At 34.2% G+C, this 9,276-nt stretch carries 9 protein-coding genes; 3 read left to right on the forward strand and 6 right to left on the reverse strand.

Features of this window, described 5'->3' with window-relative positions; genetic code table 11:
• Positions 1–62: 62 nt before the first annotated feature.
• The 5 genes from fmt to HHU12_RS06995 form a co-directional block, all read right to left on the reverse strand.
• Positions 63–989: a methionyl-tRNA formyltransferase gene (fmt, locus tag HHU12_RS06975; protein ID WP_169656032.1), complete on the reverse strand. Its 927-nt coding sequence runs from the start codon at positions 987–989 to the stop codon at positions 63–65.
• 6 nt (positions 990–995) lie between these two features.
• Positions 996–1,706: a TrmH family RNA methyltransferase gene (locus HHU12_RS06980; RefSeq protein ID WP_169656033.1), complete on the reverse strand. Its 711-nt coding sequence runs from the start codon at positions 1,704–1,706 to the stop codon at positions 996–998.
• A 94-nt stretch (positions 1,707–1,800) separates the two neighbouring features.
• The gene (locus HHU12_RS06985) at positions 1,801–3,564 is read right to left on the reverse strand and encodes an ABC transporter substrate-binding protein (RefSeq protein WP_169656034.1); all 1,764 of its coding nucleotides are present in this window, start codon (positions 3,562–3,564) and stop codon (positions 1,801–1,803) included.
• A gap of 548 nt (positions 3,565–4,112) precedes the next feature.
• Positions 4,113–4,523, reverse strand: a complete 411-nt coding sequence (locus HHU12_RS06990) for an Hsp20/alpha crystallin family protein (protein ID WP_169656035.1) — start codon at positions 4,521–4,523, stop codon at positions 4,113–4,115.
• A gap of 29 nt (positions 4,524–4,552) precedes the next feature.
• Complete coding sequence (locus HHU12_RS06995) at positions 4,553–4,954, reverse strand: Hsp20/alpha crystallin family protein (RefSeq protein ID WP_169656036.1); 402 nt, start codon at positions 4,952–4,954, stop codon at positions 4,553–4,555.
• A gap of 301 nt (positions 4,955–5,255) precedes the next feature.
• On the opposite strand from HHU12_RS06995, the gene HHU12_RS07000 reads away from it, so the two are divergent.
• Together HHU12_RS07000 and HHU12_RS07005 are read left to right on the forward strand one after the other, a co-directional pair.
• Complete coding sequence (locus HHU12_RS07000; protein WP_169656037.1) at positions 5,256–5,744, forward strand: MarR family winged helix-turn-helix transcriptional regulator; 489 nt, start codon at positions 5,256–5,258, stop codon at positions 5,742–5,744.
• 50 nt (positions 5,745–5,794) lie between these two features.
• Positions 5,795–7,585, forward strand: a complete 1,791-nt coding sequence (locus HHU12_RS07005; protein ID WP_169656038.1) for a L,D-transpeptidase family protein — start codon at positions 5,795–5,797, stop codon at positions 7,583–7,585.
• A gap of 146 nt (positions 7,586–7,731) precedes the next feature.
• Here the strand turns inward: HHU12_RS07005 and HHU12_RS07010 are convergent, their stop codons facing one another.
• Positions 7,732–8,550: a hypothetical protein gene (locus tag HHU12_RS07010; RefSeq protein WP_169656039.1), complete on the reverse strand. Its 819-nt coding sequence runs from the start codon at positions 8,548–8,550 to the stop codon at positions 7,732–7,734.
• Between the two features lie 294 nt (positions 8,551–8,844).
• Between HHU12_RS07010 and HHU12_RS07015 the strand changes: the two genes are divergently transcribed.
• Positions 8,845–9,276 (forward strand): transposase (locus HHU12_RS07015; RefSeq protein ID WP_169656040.1); only part of this gene is annotated, 432 nt, incomplete at its 3' end.

The raw sequence follows: 9,276 nt of genomic DNA on the forward strand, positions 1-9,276 counted from the left end.
ATAGTAGAGACAACAGGTATTCTACAAAAAATCCCGATCAGTAATTGATCGGGATTTTCTATTTATTCAAATTTTGTTCCTAGCAAAAATGCTTTGACTGGCATACGTTTTTTGCCTTGCATTTGCCATTCCTCTACGGAAATAAAACCATCTGCTGTTTTAATGTAGAAGTAATTTTTATTGTCAGTAGCATATCCTTTTTCATTGGCCTGCACATCACTGTCCATTACTTTTGACACTTTGAAAAGCTTGTACGTTTTTCCTTCAATCTCAGTCCACGCTGCAGGATAAGGAGATAAACCTCTGATAAAATTATATACTTTCTCTGTCGGTTGCGTAAAATCTACTTTACATGTTTCCTTGAAGATTTTTGGAGCATGTTTCGGTTCTCCTACAATCTGCTGAGGTGTTGTCTCGTAGTTTCCTTCTTCAATCAACTTCACTGTTTTTAATACAGTTCCTGCACCCTTCTCCATCAAACGTACATATACATCACCTACAGTATCTTCTTCATGAATAGGTTCTTCCTCACGCATGATGACATCTCCTGTATCAATTTCATGCTGTAAGAAGAACGTCGTTACACCCGTTACTTTTTCACCGTTGATGATGGCCCAGTTGATCGGCGCCGCACCTCTGTAATCAGGAAGTAATGAACCATGTAAATTAAAAGTACCGATGCGAGGCATATCCCAAACTGATTCAGGTAGCATTCTGAAAGCCACCACAATTTGAAGATCTACTTCTAAAGCTTTTAATTCCGCTTGGAACTCTGCATTCTTCAAGTTTGTAGGTTGAAGAATATTCAACCCTGCCTCCAAAGCATATTCTTTTACAGGAGACATGTGTAGTTTTCTTCCTCTACCAGCTGGCTTATCAGGAGCTGTAATTACGCCAACTACATTGTAATTATTTTCTACTAGAATCTTTAATGAAGGAACAGCAAAATCAGGCGTTCCCATAAAAACAATTTTCAAGTCTTTATTCATCGTATCTTATTTTTTAAAAGTCTTCGCAATGGTCTCGTGACGATCGAGGGATTTACACACCCAAGCCGCTTCAATCAGTTTTCTTTCTTCCTCTGATAATTTCCACTCACTCTCGGGCAACTTTCTCAATTTTGTACTCAAAGTATGTAAACTCAATGCCGCACTGACCGAGATATTAAAGCTTTCAGCAAAGCCGTGCATTGGTATTTTCACCTTGTAATCGGCCATTTCAAAAGCTTCATCTGAAATACCATCCTTTTCATTCCCAAACATCAATGCTATAGGCTCATCTACTGGCAAATCATCAATAGACATATCCGTATGTGGCGTTGTGGCTACTAACTTATACCCTTTAGATTTCAATGTTTCAATAGCTCCTTTGGTAGAATCATATGTATTGACATCTACCCATTTTGCAGAACCCATTGTAGTCTTCAAAGAAACTTTAAACTTCGTATCAGTTTCTATTAGATGAAGGTTCTGTAAACCGAAACAATCACAAGTTCTGATGATCGCTCCAACATTTTGAAGTTTGAAAACCTCCTCCAATAGTACTGTAAAATGATTTGTTCTCTGAGAAAGCACCTTTTCTATTCCCTCTACTTTCTTTTCGGTTAAAAATGTTTTCAAGTAATCCACCAAACCTTCTTCTTCTGCATATTTTTTAAAAGCATCCGTTTTAAAAAATTTGAAATCATCATCGTTCGCGTAAGGCATTTCTTTCTCTCTCTATTAATAAAACTAGGAAAGCTGTCTGTAAAGTGAATATCAACTTTACGGACAGCTTTACATTATTTGATTTCTCTGAATTTTAGTTCACTGCTTCTTCAAGTGGAGTCTTATTTTTCAGATCTCCATCAATAAATTGAATAATAGGAACGTATTGATTATCCTGAGCATTCTTATAATTATAAGCCGGAGTCAAATAACCTTTTCTGAATTCGTCACTTGACCTTAGCTTCTGTACAAAACCATTTCCATAATCATTCAGGATCATACCAAAAGCAAACATGGTTTCGAATCCATTATAAACAAAGCCAGAAGGCTGATTATTAAATTTCTCCTGATATTCTGCTATAAAAGTCTTCGCTCTGAAAGAATCATCATCAAACCAATTCGGATAAAGAATATTGATTTGTGCTGTCTCCATCTGAGAATAACTTAACTGATTATATTTCAACCATTCTTGCGGTACATAAGCTGAAGCTACAGTACCTAATGAAAGCAATGCACTTACTGTACTTAAAGCCTCTACTTCATTGACCACTGAAATGAATACATGAGCTGTAGAATCTTTAACTACTTCTAATGAATCATCATAAGCCAATGGCTGGAACATTTCCTGTACTACATTAAAACCATCTACTGGATCAAATTCCTGATAAGCTGCAATCTTACCTCCTTCTGCTTCATAAGCTTCTTTAAACGCTGCCGCCATTTGTTTTTCTTTTGTAGAATGGCCAAATACAACATATGTTTGTACTGTATCAGCTTGAATTCTTAAAGAATCACCTTCAGGGAATTGCTCTAATGTTGCTAATTCCTCTGCTCTTAAACGCTTACCTAAACTCTTTCCAATTGTTTCTGGAGTAGAAGAAGTAATAAACGCATTGGAAGCATCCTCAATAACGGCACTATTACTTGAAATTGGATTGACCATCGGAATGCCAGTTTCATTTGAGAATTTTTTCACGATCGGCAACATATCAGCATATAATGGACCGATAATAAGATCTACATTCATCATCTTCGGATCTTCCAATAATGCACTCAGATGTGTTGTATCTCTTTTAGTATCATAAGCTATAATATCTATGTTGACATCTCTTTTTGCCAAGTATTCCTGTCCGATCAGAATACCTTGATAGATATTATAAACAAACTCATTTTTCACTCTCAATGCATTACCATCAGTCGTTTCAGTAAAGAAAGGCAATACTACTGCTACAGTATATTTATCTTTCTTCTCTGATTTCTTTACCACATGCTTATTGATTTCAATACCCAAATGCACAGAAAGCTTTGTCAGTAATTCCTGATCTCTTTCTTCTTTTGGTTGCTGTAAAATCTTATCGAAAAGTAAAGTGGCAATATCTTCATTTTCAGTATTTGCTTCACAGATAGGCTTTAATTCTTCAATGCTAAGCTCTTCCAACTCTTGAAAAATCATTGTATTCAACTCTTGTCTGAGTTTCTTATCAGTGATTCCATTCACCGTCATCAAGCTTTCATCATACTTTTTGGCTTTCAAATAAGAACACCCAAGCAGATATTTAGCTTGTTCTTTCTCATCCCAATCAGCATAATCTGTGATGGCTTTATTTAAATTATTTTGAGCTTCTATAAAGTTTCCCTCCTGATAATATGCGTATCCTATCAATGTATATGCATAGGGCTGCAAAGTAACTCCTTTCAGAGTCATCATATCTTGCAATACCACAATCGCGGGCTGGTACTTTCCTTGGTCTATTAATTGTTTTCCGTAAGTGTACTTCTCAACTTCCGTTTTTCCGCCTTGAGCTAAAGCATTGAAAGAAAATAAAAAAGTCAAGATTAACGTATAAAAGTATCTCATAAAAAAATGATCTTCTTCTTATTTAAACTGAGATAAAAATTTAGATTATGGCTTTGATACTAAGAAAAATAGTTCTTGAGAATCAAAAGCAACTGCAAGTTACAAAATCAGTATTGATTAAAAACACTTTGGTATAAATAATAGATAATAACCTTCTGAAATAGAGATTAAGTACATGGAAAAAATTTTGAATGAAGAATTAAGAGGGAAGAATGAAGAATGATGGTTCGTAAAATGGTTTTTATGGTGGTTCAGTGGACGTTGCAATGCAACATCCCTACAACTGTATCCTTCATAAATGATATTCTACCAAAAATTGAAAGTAGGCTGTAGGAACGTTGTACTACAACGTCCACTGAACCACAATACAAACCACTTTTTTCACCTTCAAATTGCCAATTACTTTTGTCCCAGCACTTATTCGGAAAAAGAAAAAGCCAACCTCAAAATTGAGATTGGCTAAAAAAAGGAACTCTAAAACTATCTGTCGCTAATCCGTCCTACTCACCACAATAGGGAAACGAATCTGATAACGATTATATAATTGACTAACTTATTTCAATTGTTTTTTTCTCTGCAGGAGTATTTTTCGGTAAAACGACAGACAAAATGCCGTCATCATACGAAGCGTTAATACCTTCTACATTAATATTATTTGGTAGCGTAAATGATCTCTTGAAATCTTTACCTACAAATTCTCTTTTAAGGTACTTCACTCCTTCTTGTTCAACCTCAGTATGTTTATAAGTCACCACTAATTTATTATTGTCAATGGCAATCTCAACATCTTCTTTTTTAATGCCTGGTATTACAATCTCTACAGTAAAACCTTCTGCATACTCCTTTACATTCATAGGAACTTGAGCGTCTAATGGGTTTACAGTATCTAATACATTTACAACGTCACTCATCAATGAGGAAATAAAAGTTGTTGGGTAATCTGACAATGAATGTTTCATTTTTAATATTATGTTTTTGTTATGGTTAATTATTTTACTTCAATTTTTACAGGTTTCTTCTCTTCGCTTTTCGGTAAAGTAATTGTCAAAATTCCTGCATCAAATTTCGCTTCTAAAGCTTCTACTTTAATCAAATCTGTAATTTTAAAAGCTTTCTCAAAATCACTCACTTGATAAGCATTTACTAAGAACTTCTCTTCTGTTTTGTTCTCTATTTCTGGTTGCTTATAGTTAATGTTCAATCTATTATTTTCAACATTAATAGAGAAAAACTCTTTCTTGTAACCTGGTACTACTAATTCTAAATAGAAAGCTGTTTCATCTTCCTTAATATTCACAGGTACAAATGATTGTCTGCTTCTTTCTACAGCATTAATCACATTTGAAACGAATGATTTTCTTGTCGACGGTCTATAAGTTGCTATACTCATGATTTTATTATTTTAATTTTTATTGAATATCAAATTTTACAGTTTGCTATTGGACAAGAGGTGTACCAATTGAAAAAGTGAGACATTTTGTCATTTACAGTTGATTAAAATAAGATTTTAAATGTCATTTTGTCATTTTCAGGTAAAAACAATAAGACAAAATGAGTGAAAACAAGATTTCATTAGCTTCAGAGGTGAGTGCCAGAGCTTAAAATAATTTTATCTTTTAAATTTTGATTAAACACAAACAATTAATTACATTACAGGACATTTAATAACTTATCAATTCAAATTCATATCTATGGGTACATTAATGAGCGAAGATGTTGAAAAGAGAAGACGTCTGACTAAAATAATTGCACAAGTATCAAGATTAGGCAACTACACTTTAGGGCGTGCCTTTGAGCGTGAAGGTTTACCTATATCAAGAGAACAATGGGATGTGCTTGTAATGCTTTGGGACAAAGACGGTAGAGCACAACAGGAGTTCGCCACATTTTTATTAAAAAACAGAGCTAGTATCACAAGTTTGATCGATAATATGGAGAAGAACAACCTAGTAACTAGAGTTCCAAATCCAAATGACAAAAGATCTAAGTTGATTTATCTAACAAGAAAAGCTAGAGACCTGAAAGAGCAGGTAGTAGGTATTGCTGAAGATGCTATTCTTTCTATTACAAAAGGAATTCCTTTGGAAGAAGTGGAACAAGCGGCAGACTTACTAACAAAATGCTTAGAAAACATCGTAGAATATGAAGATAATATTCTTGATGAACAAAAAGGTGAATAATCACTCCCAACCAACAAGCTCTTAATAATCGAAAGGTTACTTTCAAAAATATGCAACGACAAACTAATACTCTTATTTGTTGGCAAAAGTGTATTGGATCAATTGTGTTTTTTATCTCACTTCTATTTTCCAATACACTTTTATCACAGCAAACTCCCGAAATAAAAACTGTTCTTCAAGCACTCAATTCCGGAGATCACCCTTATGGCATCAAGATTTTTTCAGACAGTTTAATGCCATTGATCTACGATAGAAGAGACTATGAACCAATCTGGACCTCTCAAAAAAACATTGAAGACCTACTTTTTCTTATCAATGACAGTTATAATGAAGGTTTAACTCCTGAACATTATCATCTGAAAGCTATCATGGATTTGAAAAATAAACCTTCTCTTACAAATGAAGAAAAAGCACTCTATGATGTTGTCTTGACAGATGCTGGTATTCTTTTAAGTTCTCATATGATTTGGGGAAAAGTTCAGCCAGAGACGATATCTTCTACATGGAATTTTGATACAAAACAATTTTCTGAGGATAGAATCAAGCTTTTTTTAGCACCCATTGAACAGGAAATGATTATTGAAGCTTCTGCGTCTATCCGTCCTAATAATCTCCTTTATAATGGTTTAAAGAAATCATTAAAAAACTTCAGAGAGATCGAAGCAAACGGCGGGTACACTAAACTTCATAAAATCGAATCTATCGAATTAGGTGATAATAATGAGTATATTCCTGAGCTAAGAAAGAGGTTAGCCATAACTGGCAATCTTCTTCCTGTCGACTCTACTGTACTTAAGGTTGATACAACTTTCAGATCACAACAAGAAGGCATTGCGATTATCAATGCTCCTTCAAACCAACCCGTTATTGATACCGTCACATCAATGATTCCTTTCAACCCTGCCCCTATTCTTGATTCTTCTTATGTAACAATTCCACTTTTAGACACCACTTCCACTATTTATAATGACAACTTGAGACAATCTATTATTGCATTCCAGAAAATGTATGGATTGGAGCAGGACGGCAAAGTGGGAAAAGCGACTCTCAAAGCATTAAATGTACCTATTTCAAGCAGAATCAATACTCTAAGAGTAAACCTAGAAAGAGCAAGATGGATCAACCATGAAGATGATGATAACTTTATCTTCGTCAACATTGCTGATTTCACATTATATCTTCATAAACAAGGAAAATGGTATTATCAGACGAATGTAGTAGTGGGTAAACCATATCATCAAACGCCTGTTTTCAAGGCTAAAATGAGCTATATAGATATTAACCCAACTTGGAGTGTACCTTATAGTATTGCCAGCAAGGAGATGCTTCCAAAGCTGAAAAAAGATGCTGGTTATCTGAAAAGGCAAAATATGAAGCTGTATGACAGAGCTAATAATGAAATTGATCCTTATTCTGTCGACTGGAAATCCATCAAACAGAAAAGCTTTCCTTATTACATAGTTCAGGGTTCTGGTCCTGGCAATGCACTTGGGTATATTAAGTTCATTTTCCCGAATAAATACTCAATCTATCTTCATGATACTCCTTCAAGGTATTTGTTCAGTAGAAACTCAAGAGCATTTAGTCATGGATGTATCAGAGTCCATGAACCATTAAAACTAGGTGAACAGCTACTGAAAGATCAAGGATACACTTTAGAAAAAATTGAAGAGATTGTCAAAACACATGAACTAAAAAGAGTTATTCTGATGGAAAGACCCACAGTTTATTTATTGTATTTTACAGCGATGCTCGGACCTGATATCGCAGTGCATTTTTATGACGATATTTATTCCAGAGACAAAAGAGTCTTGAAAGAACTTAACAAATCACTTTATTAAAACAGAAAAGGTATAGCAGTCAAAAATTGCTATACCTTTTTTATATTTATCAAAGAAGTCGAATCAAAACGGTCAACCCTATTTAGGGAAGTACAAAACACAACTCTTAACTCTTAACTCTTAACTCTTAACTCAAATTACACCTCTTATTTTCTTCCTCCAAAAAAGAATGTCAGGAACATAGCCATATGAAGATTTCGGTTATCATCGGTTGCCATAATCTCCACTTTTTGAGCGTAAGCATCTGCAATGATACCCGCTTCAATACCTGTGATACTTCTTTTATTTACCCCAAATTCAAATGACAGAGAGGCTTTAAGCGCTAAACCTACCACAACACTAGCTTTTGAAAGACTTTCTCCCAGAGACCCTGTACCTTCAATAAAATCACTGTAATCAAGAAAGTCCTGCTTTGTAAACTGTTTTGTAATTACTCCTCTTGCCGGATCTTTGTATTTAATCAAATAAGGTGAAACAATACCAATAGATGGTCCTGCATTGGCTATGAAATTCATTTGAACTCCTTGCTTTCTTGCTTTCTTGAAGACAATCCATTCTTTACCAAACATAGGTCGGATGGCATACAGTCTATTCTTTTTACCAGGAACTACTGACTCTCCAGTATAGGTTTGTCTTTTTTCTTCTTTGGGGTGTTTGATATTCAAAAATTCAATACTCAAAGAATGGTATTTTCTTTCGTTCTCTATCTCTCCCACTCTACCACGAGTCACTTTGGTTTTTCCGCTGTTTCTTCCCAGTGATTCAGTAATTTTATGCTCGTAAAAGAATTTCTTTGAGAAACGGACAGAGGCTCCGCCAATAGTTCCACCATAGGTATTCATCATGATACCTAAGGCCCATTCTTTTTCATAATATTCATCTTCTTCCTCAACTGGGAATTGAGCAAAAACAGATAACGGGGTTATGCAGATAAATATTAAAGAGATGATGATTAACTTCTTCAAGTCTAGCTATTTTAATACGTTCAGATAAATAAGGGTTTACTCTAGTAATTTACTTTCTATTAATGACTCTTACAAGAGAGAAAGTGATGTTTAGAAAGTAAAAAATCACTAAGTTTGCTATTCCTTTAAGAATATAACAAACTTAATCATAAAAAGTAAATTTTTGTTTGAGCAATTCTACTGAAATAAATAATTAGGTATCTAAACTTAGATCGCCCTAAATAGTAAAACGTACTTCTGTTACGGTTAACTGATTTACATTAGTGTAAAAGTAACCAAACAACCAGATGTATTATGATCAATTTTGAAGGTTTTGACGATAGAACATTTTATTCAACATTTCAAAAAGAAGAAGATTGTCTTGAATATTTATCGACACTAAAGTGGAGTGATCATTACAAATGTAGGAAATGTGAACATACAAAATATATGAAAGGTAAAAAGTTGCATTCTAGACGTTGTCAAAAGTGTAAATATGATGAGTCTGTTACAGCTCATACCCTATTTCATAAGCTGAAATTTTCAATTCTAACTGCTTTTGAATTCATATTTAAAGTTAGTTGTGATAAGAAAGGCATGTCCACTTTAACTTTAAGTGAGAAACTGTCCTTGAGTTATCAAAGCTGTTTAAATTTCAGACGTAAAGTACAATATTCTATGCAAAGTAGTTTACAGCATCCTTTGAAGGGGTATGTTGAAGTAGATGAGTTTGCTGTAGGTGGGTAT

The organism is Flammeovirga aprica JL-4, assembly GCF_012844305.1.
In the GTDB taxonomy this organism is placed as follows: domain Bacteria; phylum Bacteroidota; class Bacteroidia; order Cytophagales; family Flammeovirgaceae; genus Flammeovirga; species Flammeovirga aprica.

What these genes read in the sequence shown, in the direction of transcription:
- fmt (WP_169656032.1), bottom strand. Translation starts at nt 989, where the DNA reads ATGAATAAAGACTTGAAAATTGTTTTTATGGGAACGCCTGATTTTGCT.
- HHU12_RS06980 (WP_169656033.1), bottom strand. Translation starts at nt 1,706, where the DNA reads ATGCCTTACGCGAACGATGATGATTTCAAATTTTTTAAAACGGATGCT.
- HHU12_RS06985 (WP_169656034.1), bottom strand. Translation starts at nt 3,564, where the DNA reads ATGAGATACTTTTATACGTTAATCTTGACTTTTTTATTTTCTTTCAAT.
- HHU12_RS06990 (WP_169656035.1), bottom strand. Translation starts at nt 4,523, where the DNA reads ATGAAACATTCATTGTCAGATTACCCAACAACTTTTATTTCCTCATTG.
- HHU12_RS06995 (WP_169656036.1), bottom strand. Translation starts at nt 4,954, where the DNA reads ATGAGTATAGCAACTTATAGACCGTCGACAAGAAAATCATTCGTTTCA.
- HHU12_RS07000 (WP_169656037.1), top strand. Translation starts at nt 5,256, where the DNA reads ATGGGTACATTAATGAGCGAAGATGTTGAAAAGAGAAGACGTCTGACT.
- HHU12_RS07005 (WP_169656038.1), top strand. Translation starts at nt 5,795, where the DNA reads ATGCAACGACAAACTAATACTCTTATTTGTTGGCAAAAGTGTATTGGA.